18 protein-coding genes are annotated in these 18,025 nt (G+C 53.2%); 14 read left to right on the forward strand and 4 right to left on the reverse strand.

All coding sequences use genetic code 11. From position 1 onward, the window contains the following. Nucleotides 1-79: 79 nt before the first annotated feature. The 8 genes from holD (at nucleotide 80) to FC814_RS11900 (ending at nucleotide 6,545) form a co-directional block, all read left to right on the forward strand. Nucleotides 80-493: a DNA polymerase III subunit psi gene (holD, locus tag FC814_RS11865; protein WP_000204010.1), complete on the forward strand. Its 414-nt coding sequence runs from the start codon at nucleotides 80-82 to the stop codon at nucleotides 491-493. Beyond that, nucleotides 462-908 carry a ribosomal protein S18-alanine N-acetyltransferase gene (gene rimI / locus FC814_RS11870; RefSeq protein WP_001092448.1) on the forward strand — a complete coding sequence of 149 codons (447 nt, stop codon included), beginning with the start codon at nucleotides 462-464 and terminating at the stop codon, nucleotides 906-908. Before holD ends, rimI begins: the two co-directional genes overlap by 32 nt. 14 nt (nucleotides 909-922) lie before the next feature. After that, on the forward strand, nucleotides 923-1,600 hold the full coding sequence (gene yjjG, locus FC814_RS11875; protein ID WP_000870704.1) for a pyrimidine 5'-nucleotidase: 678 nt from the start codon (nucleotides 923-925) through the stop codon (nucleotides 1,598-1,600). 90 nt (nucleotides 1,601-1,690) lie between these two features. Continuing rightward, nucleotides 1,691-3,280, forward strand: coding sequence for a peptide chain release factor 3 (gene prfC / locus FC814_RS11880; protein ID WP_000175941.1), 1,590 nt, complete (start codon nucleotides 1,691-1,693; stop codon nucleotides 3,278-3,280). A 402-nt stretch (nucleotides 3,281-3,682) separates the two neighbouring features. Then, on the forward strand, nucleotides 3,683-4,288 hold the full coding sequence (gene osmY, locus FC814_RS11885) for a molecular chaperone OsmY (RefSeq protein WP_137325979.1): 606 nt from the start codon (nucleotides 3,683-3,685) through the stop codon (nucleotides 4,286-4,288). 115 nt (nucleotides 4,289-4,403) lie between these two features. Beyond that, complete coding sequence (locus FC814_RS11890) at nucleotides 4,404-4,565, forward strand: DUF1328 domain-containing protein (RefSeq protein WP_000490275.1); 162 nt, start codon at nucleotides 4,404-4,406, stop codon at nucleotides 4,563-4,565. A gap of 121 nt (nucleotides 4,566-4,686) precedes the next feature. Then, nucleotides 4,687-5,760 (forward strand): patatin family protein, encoded by a 1,074-nt coding sequence (locus FC814_RS11895; protein WP_137325980.1) that lies wholly within the window; start codon nucleotides 4,687-4,689, stop codon nucleotides 5,758-5,760. Then, nucleotides 5,757-6,545: a metal-dependent hydrolase gene (locus FC814_RS11900; RefSeq protein WP_085460292.1), complete on the forward strand. Its 789-nt coding sequence runs from the start codon at nucleotides 5,757-5,759 to the stop codon at nucleotides 6,543-6,545. Before FC814_RS11895 ends, FC814_RS11900 begins: the two co-directional genes overlap by 4 nt. Nucleotides 6,546-6,659: 114 nt before the next feature. On the opposite strand, the gene FC814_RS11905 is transcribed toward FC814_RS11900, so the two are convergent. Together FC814_RS11905 and FC814_RS11910 are read right to left on the reverse strand one after the other, a co-directional pair. Continuing rightward, nucleotides 6,660-7,523, reverse strand: coding sequence for a YjjW family glycine radical enzyme activase (locus FC814_RS11905; RefSeq protein ID WP_105290158.1), 864 nt, complete (start codon nucleotides 7,521-7,523; stop codon nucleotides 6,660-6,662). After that, a complete protein-coding gene (locus FC814_RS11910) occupies nucleotides 7,495-9,045 on the reverse strand; it encodes a YjjI family glycine radical enzyme (protein WP_137325981.1) in 1,551 nt (516 codons plus the stop codon). The genes FC814_RS11905 and FC814_RS11910 overlap by 29 nt, the downstream gene beginning before the upstream one ends. A 257-nt stretch (nucleotides 9,046-9,302) precedes the next feature. Here FC814_RS11910 and deoC point away from each other — a divergent pair, with 257 nt between their 5' ends. The 5 genes from deoC to yjjJ all read left to right on the forward strand — a co-directional run bounded on the left by deoC (nucleotide 9,303) and on the right by yjjJ (nucleotide 15,216). Beyond that, nucleotides 9,303-10,082 (forward strand): deoxyribose-phosphate aldolase, encoded by a 780-nt coding sequence (gene deoC / locus FC814_RS11915; RefSeq protein ID WP_001298497.1) that lies wholly within the window; start codon nucleotides 9,303-9,305, stop codon nucleotides 10,080-10,082. Nucleotides 10,083-10,321: 239 nt separating this feature from the next. After that, entirely contained in the window at nucleotides 10,322-11,644 is a 1,323-nt protein-coding gene (gene deoA, locus FC814_RS11920) for a thymidine phosphorylase (RefSeq protein WP_137325982.1), read from the forward strand. 51 nt (nucleotides 11,645-11,695) lie between these two features. Continuing rightward, a complete protein-coding gene (gene deoB / locus FC814_RS11925; protein WP_000816471.1) occupies nucleotides 11,696-12,919 on the forward strand; it encodes a phosphopentomutase in 1,224 nt (407 codons plus the stop codon). A 79-nt stretch (nucleotides 12,920-12,998) separates the two neighbouring features. Beyond that, nucleotides 12,999-13,718, forward strand: coding sequence for a purine-nucleoside phosphorylase (gene deoD, locus FC814_RS11930; protein WP_000224878.1), 720 nt, complete (start codon nucleotides 12,999-13,001; stop codon nucleotides 13,716-13,718). A 166-nt stretch (nucleotides 13,719-13,884) separates the two neighbouring features. Further along, nucleotides 13,885-15,216, forward strand: coding sequence for a type II toxin-antitoxin system HipA family toxin YjjJ (yjjJ, locus tag FC814_RS11935; RefSeq protein ID WP_105290156.1), 1,332 nt, complete (start codon nucleotides 13,885-13,887; stop codon nucleotides 15,214-15,216). Here the strand turns inward: yjjJ and lplA are convergent, their stop codons facing one another. Together lplA and FC814_RS11945 are read right to left on the reverse strand one after the other, a co-directional pair. Then, nucleotides 15,217-16,233, reverse strand: coding sequence for a lipoate--protein ligase LplA (lplA, locus tag FC814_RS11940; protein WP_001550572.1), 1,017 nt, complete (start codon nucleotides 16,231-16,233; stop codon nucleotides 15,217-15,219). It lies immediately after the preceding gene. A gap of 27 nt (nucleotides 16,234-16,260) precedes the next feature. After that, nucleotides 16,261-16,905: a YtjB family periplasmic protein gene (locus tag FC814_RS11945; protein WP_137325983.1), complete on the reverse strand. Its 645-nt coding sequence runs from the start codon at nucleotides 16,903-16,905 to the stop codon at nucleotides 16,261-16,263. Nucleotides 16,906-17,010: 105 nt separating this feature from the next. Here FC814_RS11945 and serB point away from each other — a divergent pair, with 105 nt between their 5' ends. Then, nucleotides 17,011-17,979 carry a phosphoserine phosphatase gene (gene serB, locus FC814_RS11950; RefSeq protein WP_137325984.1) on the forward strand — a complete coding sequence of 323 codons (969 nt, stop codon included), beginning with the start codon at nucleotides 17,011-17,013 and terminating at the stop codon, nucleotides 17,977-17,979. Nucleotides 17,980-18,025 lie beyond the last annotated feature (46 nt).

Below are 18,025 nucleotides of genomic sequence, written 5' to 3' on the forward strand. Positions count from 1 at the left end.
GCGGCGATTATAGCCATATGTTGGCGCGGTATCGACGAATTTGCTATATTTGCGCCCCTGACAACAGGAGCGATTCGCTATGACATCCCGACGAGACTGGCAGTTACAGCAGCTGGGCATTACCCAGTGGTCGCTGCGTCGCCCTGGCGCGTTGCAGGGGGAGATTGCCATTGCGATCCCGGCACACGTCCGTCTGGTGATGGTGGCAAACGATCTTCCCGCCCTGACCGATCCTCTGGTGAGCGATGTTCTGCGCGCATTAACCGTCAGCCCCGATCAGGTGCTGCAACTGACACCAGATAGGATCGCGATGCTGCCACAAGGCAGTCGATGCAACAGTTGGCGGTTGGGTACTGACGAACCGCTGTCACTGGAGGGCGCTCAGGTGACATCACCGGCGCTCACCGAATTACGGGCAAACCCAACGGCACGCGCCGCGTTATGGCAACAAATTTGCACATATGAACACGATTTCTTCCCTCGAAACGACTGATTTACCTGCGGCTTTCCACATTGAACAACGCGCCCACGCCTTTCCGTGGAGTGAAAAAACCTTTGCCAGCAACCAGGGCGAACGCTATCTCAACTTTCAGTTGACACAAGACGGCAAAATGGCTGCGTTTGCGATTACGCAAGTGGTGCTGGATGAAGCTACATTGTTCAATATTGCGGTCGATCCCGACTATCAGCGTCAGGGACTGGGAAGGGCGTTGCTGGAACATCTGATCGACGAACTGGAAAAACGCGGCGTGGCGACGCTATGGCTGGAAGTCCGCGCCTCTAACGCCGCCGCCATTGCTCTGTACGAAAGTTTAGGCTTTAACGAGGCGACAATTCGCCGCAATTACTACCCCACCACGGACGGTCGCGAAGACGCCATCATCATGGCGTTGCCAATCAGTATGTAAGACAAGGTGGAATAATGAAGTGGGACTGGATTTTCTTTGATGCCGATGAAACGCTGTTTACTTTTGACTCGTTCACCGGCCTGCAGCGGATGTTCCTTGACTACAGCGTCACCTTTACCGCTGAAGATTTTCAGGACTATCAGGCCGTTAACAAACCACTGTGGGTGGATTATCAAAACGGCGCGATCACTTCATTACAGCTCCAGCACGGGCGTTTTGAAAGCTGGGCCGAACGGCTGAACGTCGAGCCGGGTAAACTCAACGCTGCCTTTATTAATGCGATGGCGGAAATCTGCACACCGCTGCCTGGCGCGGTTTCCCTGCTTAACGCCATTCGCGGCAATGCCAAAATCGGCATCATCACCAACGGTTTTAGTGCCTTGCAGCAAGTGCGTCTGGAACGAACGGGTTTGCGTGATTATTTCGATTTGCTGGTGATTTCCGAAGAAGTTGGCGTTGCCAAACCGAATAAGAAAATTTTCGATTATGCGCTGGAACAGGCGGGCAATCCTGACCGTTCACGCGTGCTAATGGTTGGTGACACTGCTGAGTCCGATATTCTCGGTGGCATCAACGCCGGGCTTGCTACCTGCTGGCTGAATGCGCACAATCGCGAGCAACCAGAAGGCATTGCGCCCACCTGGACAGTTTCTTCGTTGCACGAACTGGAGCAACTCCTGTGTAAACACTGATTGCCTCCCCCCCGTTGATGGGTAAAATAGCCGCAATTTTTCGTTTTCAACAAGCGCGGCGCGATGCCGCTTACTCAAGAAGAAAGAATTATGACGTTGTCTCCTTATTTGCAAGAGGTGGCGAAGCGCCGCACCTTTGCTATAATTTCTCACCCGGACGCCGGTAAAACCACCATCACCGAGAAGGTGCTGCTGTTCGGACAGGCCATTCAGACCGCCGGTACAGTAAAAGGCCGTGGCTCTAATCAGCACGCCAAGTCGGACTGGATGGAGATGGAAAAGCAGCGTGGGATCTCCATTACCACCTCTGTGATGCAGTTTCCGTATCACGACTGCCTGGTTAACCTGCTTGACACCCCGGGGCACGAAGACTTCTCGGAAGATACCTATCGTACCCTGACGGCGGTGGACTGCTGCCTGATGGTTATCGACGCTGCAAAAGGTGTTGAAGATCGTACCCGCAAGCTGATGGAAGTTACCCGTCTGCGCGATACGCCGATCCTCACCTTTATGAACAAACTTGACCGTGATATCCGCGACCCGATGGAATTGCTCGATGAAGTTGAGAACGAGCTGAAAATCGGTTGTGCGCCGATCACCTGGCCGATTGGCTGCGGCAAGCTGTTTAAAGGCGTTTATCACCTGTATAAAGATGAAACCTATCTCTACCAGAGCGGTAAAGGTCACACCATTCAGGAAGTACGCATTGTTAAAGGGCTGAACAACCCGGATCTCGACGCTGCGGTTGGAGAAGATCTGGCACAGCAACTGCGTGACGAACTGGAACTGGTGAAAGGCGCCTCTAACGAGTTCGACAAAGAATTGTTCCTTGCGGGCGAAATTACTCCGGTATTCTTCGGTACTGCGCTGGGTAACTTCGGCGTCGATCATATGCTGGATGGTCTGGTGGAGTGGGCGCCTGCGCCGATGCCGCGTCAGACTGACACCCGTACCGTAGAAGCGAGCGAAGATAAATTTACCGGCTTCGTATTTAAAATTCAGGCCAACATGGACCCGAAACACCGCGACCGCGTGGCGTTTATGCGCGTGGTATCCGGTAAATATGAAAAAGGCATGAAGCTGCGCCAGGTGCGCACCGCGAAAGACGTGGTGATCTCTGACGCGCTGACCTTTATGGCGGGTGACCGTTCGCACGTTGAAGAAGCGTATCCTGGCGATATCCTCGGTCTGCACAACCACGGCACCATTCAGATCGGCGACACCTTTACCCAGGGTGAGATGATGAAGTTCACCGGTATTCCGAACTTCGCACCGGAACTGTTCCGTCGTATCCGCCTGAAAGATCCGCTGAAGCAAAAACAGCTGCTCAAAGGGCTGGTACAGCTTTCTGAAGAGGGCGCAGTGCAAGTGTTCCGTCCGATCTCCAATAACGACCTGATCGTCGGTGCGGTTGGTGTGCTGCAGTTTGATGTGGTGGTATCGCGCCTGAAGAGCGAATACAACGTTGAAGCAGTGTATGAGTCAGTCAACGTTGCCACCGCCCGCTGGGTAGAATGCGCGGACGCAAAGAAATTCGAAGAGTTCAAGCGTAAGAACGAAGGTCAACTGGCGCTCGATGGCGGCGATAACCTCGCTTACATCGCCACCAGCATGGTTAACCTACGCTTAGCGCAAGAGCGTTATCCGGACGTTCAATTCCACCAGACCCGCGAGCATTAATTCTTGCCTCCAGGGCGCGGCAGCCGCTGCGCCCTGTCAATTTCCCTTCCTTATTAGCCGCTTGCGGAATGTTCTTAAAACATTCGCTTTCGCTTATGTTTGCTCGCTTTTTAGCCGATATGGCGGGCGGTTTCAAAATTGTGATCTATATTTAACAAAGCAATGACATTTGTGTCGGCTTTAAATACCGTTATGTGAGTAGGTAACAGTATTTAAAACCGTTAACTGTCATTCGATTGATATTAATAACTGATTAAGAAGTTGTAACGGTCGTTATTCATCACCTATCGCTTTTGTGATGGCGACCATTGACTTCTGTCGAGGGTGAAGTCTCTCCCTATTCAGCAATGCAACCTCGTGTTGCCTGGCTCAAATTACGAGCAAATATACAGGAATAAATCGATGACTATGACAAGACTGAAGATTTCGAAAACTCTGCTGGCTGTAATGCTGACCTCTGCCGTCGCGACCGGTTCTGCCTACGCGGAAAACAACGCGCAGACCACCAATGAAAGCGCAGGGCAAAAAGTCGATAGCTCTATGAATAAAGTCGGTAATTTCATGGATGACAGCGCCATCACAGCGAAAGTGAAGGCGGCTCTGGTGGATCATGAAAATATCAAGAGCACTGATATCTCTGTCAAAACCGATCAAAAAGTCGTGACTTTAAGCGGATTTGTTGAAAGCCAGACACAGGCCGAAGAGGCAGTGAAAGTGGCGAAAGGCGTTGAAGGCGTGACCTCCGTCAGCGACAAACTGCACGTTCGCGACGCTAAAGAAAGCTCCGTGAAGGGTTACGCCGGTGACACCGCCACCACCAGTGAAATCAAAGCCAAACTGCTGGCGGACGACATTGTTCCTTCACGTAAAGTGAAAGTTGAAACCACCGATGGCGTGGTTCAGCTCTCCGGAACCGTAGATTCTCAGGCACAAAGCGACCGTGCTGAAAGTATCGCCAAAGCGGTAGATGGTGTGAAAAGCGTTAAAAATGATCTGAAAACTAAGTAATTCGTCGTAATTCGTCCTCCCGAACTTTGTCGGGAGGCGCGATGTGCACCACACTAAAAATATCGCATTGAGTGAATATCAAGCGGTGACATTAACTATGGTAAAGGAGAGGCTTATGTTTCGTTGGGGCATCATATTTCTGGTTATCGCGTTAATCGCCGCCGCTCTTGGGTTTGGTGGTCTGGCCGGTACTGCAGCGGGTGCTGCAAAAATTGTCTTTGTCGTCGGGATTATTCTGTTCCTGGTGAGTTTGTTCATGGGCCGAAAACGACCCTAGATTTCAGACGATTAAGAAAATTTTATACAAAGCCAGTCCAGCGGACTGGCTTTTGCGGTTTTAGCGAATAATAAATTGCGTTACTTTGTCATTCTTTCACAACAAAAACAGGAAGGCAGAGGTGGGGCAGCGAATACCTGTAACGCTTGGTAATATTGCGCCGTTGTCGCTAAGGCCGTTCCAGCCTGGACGAATTGCGTTGGTGTGCGAAGGCGGCGGGCAGCGTGGAATCTTTACGGCTGGCGTGCTGGATGAGTTTATGCGCGCGCAGTTTAATCCTTTCGATCTCTATTTTGGCACGTCCGCCGGGGCGCAGAACCTTTCGGCGTATATTTGTAATCAGCCCGGTTACGCGCGTAAAGTTATCATGCGCTATACCACAAAGCGCGAATTTTTCGATCCAGTGCGCTTTGTCCGTGGAGGAAATCTTATCGATCTCGACTGGCTGGTGGAAGCGACTGCACGCCAGATGCCGTTGCAGATGGATACCGCCGCGCGGTTGTTCGATAGCGGCAAATCGTTTTATATGTGTGCCTGTCGTCAGGATGACTACACACCAAATTACTTTTTACCAACCAAACAAAACTGGCTGGATTTGATTCGCGCCTCCAGTGCTATTCCAGGTTTTTATCGCACCGGGGTTTCACTTGATGGGATTAACTATTTTGATGGTGGCGTCAGCGATGCGATTCCGGTTAAAGAAGCGGCAAGACAGGGGGCGAAAACACTGGTGGTAATCCGCACCGTGCCGTCGCAAATGTACTACACGCCGCAGTGGTTCAAACGCATGGAACGCTGGCTGGGAGACAGTAGCCTACAACCGCTGGTCAATCTGGTGCAGCATCATGAAACCAGCTATCGCGCCATCCAGCAATTTATTGAGAAACCGCCAGGCAAGCTACGCATTTTCGAAATTTATCCGCCGAAGCCGCTGCATAGCATCGCGCTTGGCAGTCGGCTTCCGGCGCTACGCGATGACTATAAACTTGGGCGTTTATGCGGTCGCTATTTCCTGGCCACGGTCGGTAAAATGCTAACCGAAAAAGCACCGTTCACTCGCCATCTGGTGCCTGTGGCGACGCCGGAACCAATCGTCATTCCGCCTGCGCCAGTCGCCAACGATACGCTGGTTACCGAGGTGATAGACGCCCCGCAGGCGAATGACCCGACATTCAACAACGAGGATCTGGCTTGATTTGCCGTTTTATCGACACCCACTGCCATTTTGATTTTCCGCCGTTTAGCGGTGATGAAGAGGCCAGCCTGCAACGCGCGGCACAAGCGGGCGTAGGCAAGATCATTGTACCGGCAACTGAGGCGGCAAATTTTGCCCGCGTGCAGGCGTTAGCGGAAAATTATCAACCGCTGTATGCCGCCTTAGGGTTGCATCCGGGGATGTTGGAAAAACATTGCGATGCGTCGCTGGAGCAGTTACAGCAGGCACTGGAAAGGCGCTCGCCGAAGGTGGTGGCGGTAGGGGAGGTAGGCCTGGATCTCTTTGGCGACGATCCACAATTTGATCGCCAGCAGTGGTTACTCGACGAACAACTTAAGCTGGCGAAACGCTACGATCTGCCGGTGATCCTTCATTCACGGCGCACGCATGACAAACTGGCGATGCATCTTAAACGCCACAATTTGCCGCGTGCTGGCGTGGTTCATGGTTTTTCTGGCAGCCAGCAACAGGCCGAGCGGTTTGTGCAACTGGGCTACAAAATTGGCGTTGGTGGAACTATCACCTATCCGCGCGCCAGTAAAACCCGCGATGTCATCGCAAAATTACCGCTGGCGTCGTTGTTGCTGGAAACCGACGCGCCGGATATGCCGCTAAATGGTTTTCAGGGGCAGCCCAACCGCCCGGAGCAGGCTGCCCGGGTATTTGCCGTACTGTGCGAGTTACGCCCGGAACCCGCAGATGAGATTGCCGACGTGTTGCTTAATAACACGTATGCGTTGTTTAACGTGCCCGATGGCTGGTAAGGCCGTCCGTAAGTGAACAATGGTGCTGCTTGTTCCCCTCACCCTAACCCTCTCCCCAGAGGGGCGAGGGGACTGATTGTGCTTGATGTTGAGTTTTGCGACATCTCTGGCATGTCACAAATACAGCGCCGGAAATATCAATCGACTTACCCCGCGCTCCCGTAACGCGCCAGCCAACTGCTCAACGTCTTCCGGTGTGGCGCTCGCCCAGCTTTGCGCTTCGCCATATACGCCGTGGGCATGAAACGCGTTCAAGCGTACCGGAACATCGCCAAGTCCCTTGATAAACGCCGCCAGTTCTTCAATGTGTTGCAAATAATCCACCAGATTGGGGATTACCAGTAAACGCAGTTCTGCCAGCTTGCCGCGCTCTGCAAGCAAACTGATGCTGCGCTTAATCTGTTGATTATCGCGTCCGGTTAACTGTTGATGACATTCGCTCCCCCACGCTTTGAGATCGAGCATTGCGCCGTCGCACACCGGAAGCAATTTTTCCCAGCCGGTTTCGCTCAACATGCCGTTGCTGTCCACCAGACAGGTGAGATGGCGCAATTGTGGATCATTTTTGATAGCAGTAAACAGCGCCACCACAAACGGCAGTTGGGTCGTGGCTTCGCCACCGCTCACCGTTATCCCTTCAATAAACAACACCGCTTTGCGGATATGACTAAGCACCTCGTCCACGCTCATGGTTTGCGCCATCGGCGTGGCATTCTGCGGGCACATCTTCAGGCAGGTATCGCACTGCTCGCAGACTGCAACGTTCCACACCACTTTGCTGTCAACAATCTGCAACGCCTGATGCGGACACTGTGGCACGCATTCCGCGCAATTATTACAGCGCCCCATCGTCCACGGATTGTGACAGTTTTTGCAGCGCAGATTGCACCCTTGTAAAAACAGAGCCAGACGACTGCCTGGCCCGTCAACGCAGGAGAAGGGGATAATCTTACTGACTAAAGCGCATCTGCTGTTCATGGCTTATCACGCGCGGCTGGCGTTCCAGAATACGAGTGTTACGTGCAGCTTCTTCGCCCAGCCATGTTGTGTTGGTACGTGAACCTTCGGCACGATATTTTTCTAAATCCGACAAACGCACCATATAACCGGTAACGCGAACCAGATCGTTACCGCTGACATTGGCGGTAAATTCACGCATTCCGGCTTTAAAGGCACCGAGGCAAAGCTGTACCAGCGCCTGTGGATTACGCTTGATGGTTTCGTCGAGCGTCAGAATGTCGCTGATCCCAGAGTAATAATATGCATGATGCGGGGCGACGGTTTGCAGATGGGTGATTGGATCTGGCTCATCGCCATACGGCAATCGCGCCCCCGGCGTGGTGCCGATATCGGAACTGATCCCCGACTGTGCGTGTAACATGGCGCGTTTTTGCCAGCCATATTTCACGGGAGTATTGGCGACAAACTCCGCCAGTTGCGCGCTGATGCGATAACCGACTTCATTTGCGGCGGCTTCTTTACCGTAGCGCGCGGCAATCCCTTCTTTCTCGCACAGCAAGTTAACCGCTTCCGCCAGCCCGTACATGCCAAACATCGGCACAAAACGTTCAGGATCAATCAACCCTTCTTTTACCAGGAAGCTATTCTCAAAGAAGTGTGATTGTTGATAGAGAAATTCACATCGCGCATCGATGATGGCGATCTGCTGCTGGCAGTAGTGCGGTAGAGTGCGCGTAAAGAAGTCATCCAGCGATTCACTGCGCTCTGCAATGGCTTTCAGGTTAAGGCGTACTAGCGTGCTGCCACCGCCAGCCAGCGGCAGTGAGTTGTAACAGCTCACGATCCCGTAGCCCCCTTTTGTGAAAATTTTATCATGCACCGGACCGTTGGCGATGTGCGGTTTGCTACATTCACAAATGTTTTTTGCCACTTCCAGCAGCAGATCATCAGGGGTGATTTCAGGATCGTAGATAAAGGTCAGATTTGGAGAAACCTGCTTCATCTCAGCATCTGCGCGTAAAATTGCACGGGTGATGGGGGAATCGGACGGGCCGATATTGGCATGCATAAAAGCGTCTGGCAGGGTTCTGTCGAGATAACGCCAGAAACGTTTTATTCGAATATCGATTTCGTCTTGTGTTAGAATTTTAACATACGGTTGCAACAACGCATCCAGTTGCCCCAGGTAGACCGGCATTGATGTGACTGACGGGACATGGTGATAAAGAATGGTCAGCAGGGAGAGCGCATCATCAAGATCTTTCGCGCCTTCCAGCTCCAGCCATTCAGAACCGTTCGCCAGAAAACGGGCGTAATCGGGTAAGACATAGCGCGGTTTGTACGGCGCATGACCTTCAAACATATCGCAGATTACGCCTTCATCCAGCGCGCGGCGGGCTTCGGCAGGAAGCTGTGGATAAGGCAGATTGTTTTCTGCTTCCAGCGCCAGAAAATGGCGCTTCTGCTCCGGGCTAAGTGCCGGACTGGTGACAATTTGCTGGCAACGTTGTTGCAGTGCCATTTCATGAGAAGTGGGCATCTTCTTTTCCTTTTATGCCGAAGGTGATGCGCCATTGTAAGAGGTTTCGTGATGTTCACTTTGATCCTGATGCGTTTGCCACCACTGGCGCATTCATTTGAAAGTGAATTATTTGATCCAGATCGCATTACCATAATGCAAATTTGTAAGTAGATTTTCTTAATTGTGATGTATATCGAAGTGTGTTGCGGAGTCGATGTTAGAATACTAACAAACTCGCAAGGTGAATTTTATTGGCGACAAGCCAGGAGAATGAAATGACTGATCTGAAAGCAAGCAGCCTGCGTGCACTGAAATTGATGGACCTGACCACTCTGAATGACGACGACACTGACGAGAAAGTGATCGCCCTGTGTCATCAGGCTAAAACTCCGGTCGGCAATACCGCCGCTATCTGCATCTATCCTCGCTTTATCCCGATTGCTCGCAAGACTCTGAAAGAGCAGGGCACCCCGGAAATCCGTATTGCTACGGTAACTAACTTCCCACACGGTAACGACGACATTGACATCGCACTGGCAGAAACCCGTGCGGCAATCGCCTACGGTGCCGATGAAGTTGACGTGGTGTTCCCGTACCGTGCGCTGATGGCGGGTAACGAGCAGGTTGGTTTTGACCTGGTGAAAGCCTGTAAAGAGGCTTGTGCAGCGGCGAATGTGCTGCTGAAAGTGATCATCGAAACCGGTGAACTGAAAGACGAAGCCCTGATCCGCAAAGCATCTGAAATCTCCATCAAAGCGGGCGCTGACTTTATCAAAACCTCTACCGGTAAAGTCGCGGTGAATGCGACGCCTGAAAGCGCGCGCATCATGATGGAAGTCATCCGCGACATGGGCGTAGAAAAAACCGTTGGTTTCAAACCGGCGGGTGGCGTGCGTACTGCGGAAGATGCACAGAAATATCTCGCGATTGCAGATGAACTGTTCGGTGCTGACTGGGCAGATGCACGTCACTATCGCTTTGGCGCTTCCAGCCTGCTGGCAAGCCTGCTGAAAGCTCTGGGCCACGGCGACGGTAAGAGCGCCAGCAGCTACTAAGCTGCCTTTTGCCAGAGGGTGGATGCCGGATGCTACGGGTCGGGTACCCCTGTAGGCCTGATAAGACGCGTCAGCGTTGCATCAGGCTGTCAGCAGTGATGCCGGATGCGGCGCGAACGCCTTATCCGGCCTACGGGGCGAGTGCCGTGTAGGCATGATAAGAAGCGGTCAGCATCAGGCAATAACAACATCCGCCATCTGGCAACAACGCCTTCAAACTTATTCCACGGGAGGTTACCTTGTTTCTCGCACAAGAAATTATTCGTAAAAAACGTGATGGTCATGCGCTGAGCGATGAAGAAATTCGTTTCTTTATCAATGGCATTCGCGACAATACTATCTCCGAAGGGCAAATTGCCGCCCTCGCGATGACCATTTTCTTCCACGATATGACAATGCCGGAGCGTGTCTCGCTGACGATGGCGATGCGAAATTCAGGAACCGTTCTCGACTGGAAAAGCCTGCATCTGAATGGCCCGATTGTTGATAAACACTCCACCGGCGGCGTCGGCGATGTGACTTCGCTGATGTTAGGGCCAATGGTCGCTGCCTGCGGTGGTTACATTCCAATGATCTCCGGTCGCGGCCTCGGTCATACTGGCGGTACGCTCGACAAACTGGAATCCATCCCTGGCTTCGACATTTTCCCGGATGACAATCGTTTCCGCGAAATAATTAAAGACGTCGGCGTGGCGATTATCGGTCAGACCAGCTCACTGGCTCCGGCGGATAAACGTTTCTACGCAACCCGTGATATCACCGCAACCGTGGACTCCATCCCGCTGATCACTGCCTCTATTCTGGCTAAGAAACTGGCGGAAGGGCTGGATGCGTTGGTGATGGACGTGAAAGTCGGTAGCGGCGCGTTTATGCCGACCTACGAACTCTCTGAAGCCCTTGCCGAAGCGATTGTTGGCGTGGCAAATGGCGCTGGCGTGCGCACCACTGCGCTGCTCACCGACATGAATCAGGTGTTGGCCTCCAGTGCCGGTAACGCGGTTGAAGTGCGTGAAGCGGTGCAGTTCCTGACTGGTGAATACCGTAACCCGCGTCTGTTTGATGTCACAATGGCACTGTGCGTGGAGATGCTTATCTCCGGCAAACTGGCGAAAGATGACGCTGAAGCGTGCGCGAAATTGCAGGCGGTGCTGGACAACGGTAAAGCGGCAGAAGTCTTTGGTCGTATGGTGGCGGCACAAAAAGGCCCAACCGACTTCGTTGAGAACTACGCGAAGTATCTGCCGACAGCGATGCTGACGAAAGCAGTCTATGCTGATACCGAAGGTTTTGTCAGTGAAATGGATACCCGCGCGCTGGGGATGGCAGTGGTTGCAATGGGCGGCGGTCGCCGTCAGGCATCTGACACCATCGATTACAGCGTCGGCTTTACTGATATGGCGCGTCTGGGCGACCAGGTAGACGGTCAGCGTCCGCTGGCAGTTGTCCACGCGAAAGACGAAAACAGCTGGCAGGAAGCGGCGAAAGCGGTGAAAGCGGCAATTAAACTTGCCGATAAAGCACCAGAAAGCACACCAACCGTCTATCGTCGTATCAGTGAATAATTGTATACTGATCTGATCATTTAAATTTGAAGCACTGAGTACGGAGAACATATGAAACGTGCATTTATTATGGTGCTGGACTCATTCGGCATCGGCGCTACAGAAGATGCAGAACGCTTTGGTGACGTCGGGGCTGACACCCTGGGTCATATCGCAGAAGCTTGTGCTAAAGGCGAAGCTGATAATGGTCGTAAAGGGCCACTGAATCTGCCAAATCTGACCCGTCTGGGGCTGGCGAAAGCACACGAAGGTTCTACCGGTTTCATTCCGGCAGGAATGGACGGCAACGCTGAAGTTATCGGCGCGTACGCATGGGCGCACGAAATGTCATCCGGTAAAGATACCCCGTCTGGTCACTGGGAAATCGCCGGTGTACCGGTTCTGTTTGAGTGGGGATACTTCTCCGATCATGAAAACAGCTTCCCGCAAGAACTGCTGGATAAACTGGTCGAACGCGCTAATCTGCCGGGTTACCTGGGTAACTGCCACTCTTCCGGTACGGTCATCCTGGATCAACTGGGCGAAGAGCACATGAAAACCGGCAAGCCGATTTTCTATACCTCCGCTGACTCCGTGTTCCAGATTGCCTGCCATGAAGAAACCTTTGGCCTGGATAAACTCTACGAACTGTGCGAAATCGCCCGTGAAGAGCTGACCAACGGCGGCTACAACATCGGTCGCGTTATCGCCCGTCCGTTTATCGGCGACAAAGCCGGTAACTTCCAGCGTACCGGCAACCGTCACGATCTGGCTGTTGAACCGCCAGCACCAACTGTGTTGCAGAAACTGGTTGATGAAAAACACGGCCAGGTGGTTTCTGTCGGTAAAATTGCAGACATCTACGCTAACTGCGGTATCACCAAAAAAGTGAAAGCGACCGGTCTGGACGCGCTGTTTGACGCCACCATTAAAGAGATGAAGGAAGCAGGTGATAACACTATCGTCTTCACTAACTTTGTTGACTTCGACTCTTCCTGGGGTCACCGTCGTGACGTCGCGGGTTATGCTGCGGGTCTGGAACTGTTCGACCGCCGTCTGCCGGAGCTGATGTCACTGCTGCGCGATGACGATATCCTGATCCTCACCGCTGACCACGGTTGCGACCCAACCTGGACTGGTACTGACCACACCCGTGAACACATTCCGGTACTGGTGTATGGCCCGAAAGTAAAACCGGGTTCGCTGGGTCACCGTGAAACCTTCGCGGATATCGGTCAGACTCTGGCAAAATATTTTGGCACTTCTGATATGGAATATGGCAAAGCCATGTTCTGATAATGGGTGCGGCTTGATGCCCTCACCCCGGCCCTCTCCCACAGGGAGAGGGTGAAAACATGTTGATAAGGATAAAACAATGGCTACCCCACACATTAATGCAGAAATGGGCGATTTCGCTGACGTAGTTTTGATGCCAGGCGACCCGCTGCGTGCGAAGTATATTGCTGAAACTTTCCTTGAAGATGCCCGTGAAGTGAACAACGTTCGCGGTATGCTGGGCTTCACCGGTACTTACAAAGGCCGCAAAATTTCCGTAATGGGTCACGGTATGGGGATCCCGTCCTGCTCCATCTACACCAAAGAGCTGATCACCGATTTCGGCGTGAAAAAAATCATCCGCGTGGGTTCCTGTGGCGCTGTTCTGCCGCACGTAAAACTGCGTGACGTAGTTATCGGTATGGGTGCCTGCACCGATTCCAAAGTTAACCGCATCCGTTTTAAAGACCATGACTTTGCTGCTATCGCTGACTTTGACATGGTGCGTAACGCGGTAGACGCGGCTAAAGCTCTGGGCGTGGATGCGCGCGTTGGTAACCTGTTCTCCGCTGACCTGTTCTACTCTCCGGACGGCGAAATGTTCGACGTGATGGAAAAATACGGCATCCTTGGCGTAGAAATGGAAGCGGCTGGTATCTACGGCGTAGCAGCAGAATTTGGCGCGAAAGCCCTGGCTATTTGCACCGTGTCTGACCACATCCGCACTCACGAGCAGACCACTGCTGAAGAGCGTCAGACCACCTTTAACGACATGATCAAAATCGCACTGGAATCCGTTCTGCTGGGCGATAAAGAGTAATTGTTTTTCGCTGAAAGGCGATTGTCGTGTTAAGCCGGAGCGGGAGACTGCTCCGGCTTTTTAGTATCAATTCATTTTTCTCTCCAGCTTGAATATTTTCGCTATACTTTTCAGTGAAATGTGTTAATAAATCTATTCAAGTATCTATTCACGAATCTATTCATTAATGAGAGAACTGACCGATCTTTTACTGCAAGGGCCGCGTTCTGCCCCGGAATTGCGCCAGCGTCTGGCAATCAGTCAGGCGACGTTCTCACGCCTTGTTGCCAGAGAAGATCGGGTGATTCGCTTTGGTAAAGCACGGGCAACGCGATATGTACTGCTGCGGCCTTATCGCGGAATAGAACGTATTCCCGTCTGGCGAGTGGACGCTGCCGGAAAGGCGCATAAATTCGCCGACATCCGGTTGTGCTGGCCGCAGGGAAGTTGTCTGGTAACAGGCGCAGATGGCGACGAACAGTGGTTTGATGGTTTGCCCTGGTATTTGACCGATCTCCGACCACAGGGTTTTTTAGGGCGCGCGTGGGGCAGGAAGTTAGCCGCGCAACTGAATCTGACCGAAGATATCCGTCTCTGGCAGGAAGAAGAGGTGCTCTACGCCCTGACCGTATTTAGCGGTGAATATACCGGCGGCTGGCTGGTCGGGGAGGGGAATTATCAGCAATGGATTACTGCACAACGCCCTGCGGCAATTACTCTGGATGAAAAACTCATCCGCTATGAACAACTGGCACATGACGCACTGGCAGGAGAAATTGTGGGTTCTTCTGCGGGCGGTGAGCAGCCAAAATTTACCTGCTATGCACAAACGCCGTCAGGCAATAAACATGTGTTGGTGAAATTCACCGTGCCGCAGCAAACCGCAGTCAGCCAACGTTGGGGTGACCTGCTTATTGCGGAATCTATTGCCGCGCAAATCCTGCGCGCTGGCGGGATCTACGCCAGCCAGTCAACGGTGCTTGTAACAAGTAACAGGCAGGTATTCCTTGAAGCGGAACGCTTTGACTGCAAAGGTAACGATGGTCGCTTGCCCATTGTGTCGCTGGAGGCGGTGCAAAGTGAGTTTATCTCTTCTCCGGGATCGTGGCCGGAGGCAATGCGCCGTTTGTGTGAGCAACAACTTGCCACCCATGAGAGCGTGGCGCAAACAGAAGTGATCTGGGCGTTTGGGCGACTTATCGCTAACAGTGATATGCATGCAGGCAATTTATCGTTTTATTTATCTGAACCGCCATTTGCGCTGACGCCCGTCTACGACATGCTGCCGATGGCTTATGCGCCAAACAGCGCCGGAATGTTGCGAGATGCTGCCATTGAGGTGAAGTTTGATCTTAACGTCAGTAAAAGCGCATGGTTAACGGCGATCCCGCTGGCGCAGCAGTTCTGGCAAACGGTCGCCGGAGATCCGCGTATCAGCGAGGCGTTTCGCCACATTGCGCAAGAAATGCCGGAAAAAATCCGGCAAATCGAAGAGAAAGTTGCCCGCATGGGCGCGTAGTTACCGCACAGCCCCAGCCATCCACGCTGACAATTCCCGTAGCTCTTTTTCCTGTTCAGGGAAGTCGACCAACAGAGCTTCGCACTCTTGTTGCAGCATATCCGCGCGGTACAGGCAGCCTTGCAGTCGCCCGGCGAGGGCTTCCAGCGGCGCGGGGTTGAGGCTGTCGGTAAACACCTGGGCGCGGGTGATATGGCCTTTTTCAACGTCGAAATGCAGTTCTACGCCGCCCCAGGTAAAGCGTTCATCCAGCAGATGCGAGAACGCCGGAGCCTGACCGAAGTTCCACTCCCAGCTACTCTGACGGGCAAAGGTTTCGGCGAAGTTCGGCAGGTCTGGCGTTTTGTCCGGGGAGATGATTTCCGCTTCCACGCGCTCGCCATAATGGGCGAAAAAGGCCTCGGTTATGGCCTCGCAAACCTGCTCATGGGTAATTTCCGGCAGCAATTCGGTCAGATTGGTCACGCGGGAACGTACCGAGGTAATGCCTTTCGCCGCCAGTTTCTTTTTATCCGGGTTGAGATAGTTTGCCAGACGGCTAAGGTCAGCATTGAGTAGCAAGGTGCCGTGGTGGAAGCCGCGATCTTTGGTTTCGCGATAGGCTGAGCCTGAGACTTTTCGGTCGCCTTCGGCGGTTTTCACCACCAGATCGTTACGTCCGGACGCTTCGGCGCTGACGCCGAGCGCGTTCAGCGCATTGAGCACAATCGACGTGGAGATGGTTTTATCGTACTCCGGCTTGCCAGCCATAAAGGTAAAACAGGTATTACCGAGATCGTGGAACACCGCGCCGCCGCCGCTACTGCGCCGCGCCAGTCGGACGTTATCTTCTTCCATCCGCCGGGTATTACACTCTTTCCACGGGTTCTGCGCGCGACCAATCACCACGGTGTCGGCATTGCGCCAGAGAAACAGAACGCGCTGCGTGGCGGGCATCTGGCGAAAAATACATTCCTCCACCGCCAGGTTAAACCACGGGTCGTAAGAGTCAGAGATGAGCAGGCGTAATGTGGACATAACGATTTCCTTTCTTGTAGTAATGGGTCACTCTTTTTTCTCGCCTTCTTCCTCTTCCGGCACCGGTTTGCTGGCGGTTAACAGGAAGGGAGATTGCTGCCAGCGGGTGCGCTTACCCTGCAACAACGTGCGGGTCAGCACTACGCCGATTGCCAGTGAGAGCAGCAACATCAGGCGTAAAATGTTAGTGGTGTTATCCACCTGTTGGGCTTCGGTGGCGAGCGTATGGGTGTCGAGTGTCAGGCGCAGATAGCCGAGCGGGCCGTTTTTACCCGCAATTGGCTCGACAATCTGCTGGTTAAAATAGCCGCCTGCTTTTTTACCGTCGAGCGCCAGCCGGTCGCGCACTTCGACGCTTTCGCCAGAACGTGCGATAAGATCGCCTTGTTCGTCATACACACCCGTGTCGAGGATGCGGCTTTCATCCGTTAACTGATCGAGGATCGCCTGAATGCGTTTTTCATCCGGTGAGTCGGTACGCATCAGCGGTGCAACGTTCAGCGTCACCTGACGCGCCAGGGTGCGGGCCAGTTCTTCCAGCTGTGGATTACGCTGTCGCTGGTGGTTTTGACTAAACCATGACGCCCCCTGCATCAGCGCCACTAACAAGGCAAGACAGAACAGGACAATCACTGCCCGATGCAGCCGGAATTTCAGTTTTGTGCGAGCCATCTTCCACCCTTTGAAAATTTGAGACTTAATGTTGCCAGAAGCAATGGATACAAGGTAGCCTCATGCGTTATTTTCCCTGCTTCGAACGATTTTACAGGAGCCTTAATGCCTAACATTACCTGGTGCGACCTGCCTGAAGATGTCTCTTTATGGCCGGGTCTGCCTCTTTCATTAAGTGGTGATGAAGTGATGCCACTGGATTACCACGCAGGTCGTAGCGGCTGGCTGCTGTATGGTCGTGGGCTGGATAAACAACGTCTGACCCAATACCAGAGCAAACTGGGTGCGGCGATGGTGATTGTTGCCGCCTGGTGCGTGGAAGATTATCAGGTGATTCGTCTGGCAGGTTCACTCACCGCACGGGCTACACGCCTGGCCCACGAAGCGCAGCTGGATGTCGCGCCGCTGGGGAAAATCCCGCACCTGCGCACGCCGGGTTTGCTGGTGATGGACATGGATTCCACCGCCATCCAGATTGAATGTATTGATGAAATTGCCAAACTGGCCGGAACGGGCGAGATGGTGGCGGAAGTGACAGAACGGGCGATGCGTGGAGAACTTGATTTTACCGCCAGCCTGCGCAGTCGCGTGGCGACGCTGAAAGGCGCTGACGCGAACATTTTGCTTCAGGTACGTGAAAATCTGCCGTTGATGCCAGGCTTAACGCAGCTGGTACTCAAACTGGAAACGCTGGGCTGGAAAGTGGCGATTGCCTCCGGCGGCTTCACCTTCTTTGCCGAATACCTGCGCGACAAGCTGCGCCTGACCGCCGTGGTAGCTAATGAACTGGAGATCATGGACGGTAAATTTACCGGCAATGTGATCGGCGACATCGTAGACGCGCAGTACAAAGCTAATACCCTGACCCGACTGGCACAGGAGTATGAAATCTCGCTGGCGCAGACCGTGGCGATTGGCGATGGTGCCAACGACCTGCCGATGATCAAAGCGGCAGGGCTGGGGATTGCCTACCATGCCAAGCCAAAAGTGAATGAAAAGACGGAAGTCACCATCCGTCACGCTGACCTGATGGGGGTGTTCTGCATCCTCTCCGGCAGCCTGAATCAGAAGTAATTGCACGCCCGTCATCCTGCGGGCGGCACAGCATTAACGAGGTACA

This window comes from Escherichia sp. MR, from assembly GCF_005280595.1.
Classification (GTDB): domain Bacteria; phylum Pseudomonadota; class Gammaproteobacteria; order Enterobacterales; family Enterobacteriaceae; genus Escherichia; species Escherichia ruysiae.

Bases quoted from the DNA above. Each gene is read 5' to 3' on its own strand.
- holD (WP_000204010.1), top strand. From the start codon at position 80: ATGACATCCCGACGAGACTGGCAGTTACAGCAGCTGGGCATTACCCAG.
- rimI (WP_001092448.1), top strand. From the start codon at position 462: ATGAACACGATTTCTTCCCTCGAAACGACTGATTTACCTGCGGCTTTC.
- yjjG (WP_000870704.1), top strand. From the start codon at position 923: ATGAAGTGGGACTGGATTTTCTTTGATGCCGATGAAACGCTGTTTACT.
- prfC (WP_000175941.1), top strand. From the start codon at position 1,691: ATGACGTTGTCTCCTTATTTGCAAGAGGTGGCGAAGCGCCGCACCTTT.
- osmY (WP_137325979.1), top strand. From the start codon at position 3,683: ATGACTATGACAAGACTGAAGATTTCGAAAACTCTGCTGGCTGTAATG.
- FC814_RS11890 (WP_000490275.1), top strand. From the start codon at position 4,404: ATGTTTCGTTGGGGCATCATATTTCTGGTTATCGCGTTAATCGCCGCC.
- FC814_RS11905 (WP_105290158.1), bottom strand. From the start codon at position 7,523: ATGAACAGCAGATGCGCTTTAGTCAGTAAGATTATCCCCTTCTCCTGC.
- FC814_RS11910 (WP_137325981.1), bottom strand. From the start codon at position 9,045: ATGCCCACTTCTCATGAAATGGCACTGCAACAACGTTGCCAGCAAATT.
- deoC (WP_001298497.1), top strand. From the start codon at position 9,303: ATGACTGATCTGAAAGCAAGCAGCCTGCGTGCACTGAAATTGATGGAC.
- deoB (WP_000816471.1), top strand. From the start codon at position 11,696: ATGAAACGTGCATTTATTATGGTGCTGGACTCATTCGGCATCGGCGCT.
- deoD (WP_000224878.1), top strand. From the start codon at position 12,999: ATGGCTACCCCACACATTAATGCAGAAATGGGCGATTTCGCTGACGTA.
- yjjJ (WP_105290156.1), top strand. From the start codon at position 13,885: ATGAGAGAACTGACCGATCTTTTACTGCAAGGGCCGCGTTCTGCCCCG.
- lplA (WP_001550572.1), bottom strand. From the start codon at position 16,233: ATGTCCACATTACGCCTGCTCATCTCTGACTCTTACGACCCGTGGTTT.
- FC814_RS11945 (WP_137325983.1), bottom strand. From the start codon at position 16,905: ATGGCTCGCACAAAACTGAAATTCCGGCTGCATCGGGCAGTGATTGTC.
- serB (WP_137325984.1), top strand. From the start codon at position 17,011: ATGCCTAACATTACCTGGTGCGACCTGCCTGAAGATGTCTCTTTATGG.